This window comes from Paraburkholderia sp. J94, assembly GCF_905220285.1.
GTDB classification, from domain to species: Bacteria; Pseudomonadota; Gammaproteobacteria; order Burkholderiales; family Burkholderiaceae; genus Paraburkholderia; species Paraburkholderia tropica_A.
In genome coordinates, this window is the sequence record NZ_CAJMZH010000053.1 from 1 (window position 1) to 567 (window position 567).

The following is a 567-nucleotide window of genomic DNA, read 5'->3' on the forward strand; positions in this document are numbered from 1 at the left end:
AACACCCAACCCAAACGTCCACCGACTTAAAGAAAGGAGCTTCACCATGGCACGCAAACTCGACAACAAGATCGCACTCGTCACCGGCGCGACCAGCGGCATCGGCCTCGCCACCGCCCAGCGCTTCGCCGCCGAAGGCGCCCACGTCTACCTCACGGGCCGCCGTCAGGCTGAACTCGATGCCGCCGTCAAGAGCATCCGCGATGCAGGCGGCAAGGCGACCGGCGCGCGCGTCGATTCGACGAAGCTGAACGAGCTCGACGCGCTGTATGCACAGATCAAGGAGGAACACGGCCACCTCGATGTGCTGTTCGCCAACGCAGGCGGCGGTTCGATGCTGCCCTTCGGCAACATCACCGAAGAGCACTTCGACGACACCTTCAACCGCAACGTGAAGGGCGTGCTGTTCACGGTGCAAAAGGCGCTGCCGCTGCTGGCCAAGGGCGCATCGGTGATCCTCACGGGTTCGACGGCCGGCAGCGCGGGCACGGCGGCGTTCAGCGTGTACTCGGCTTCGAAGGCCGCGGTGCGCTCGTTCGCCCGCAACTGGATTCTCGACCTCAAGGA

1 protein-coding gene is annotated in these 567 nt (G+C 64.7%); it reads left to right on the plus strand.

The genetic code is table 11. The annotated features are described in order from the left end of the window. Window positions 1-46: 46 nt before the first annotated feature. Window positions 47-567, plus strand: a 521-nt coding sequence (locus U4Y88_RS37605) for an SDR family oxidoreductase (RefSeq protein WP_321790138.1), incomplete at its 3' end; no start/stop codon positions are given.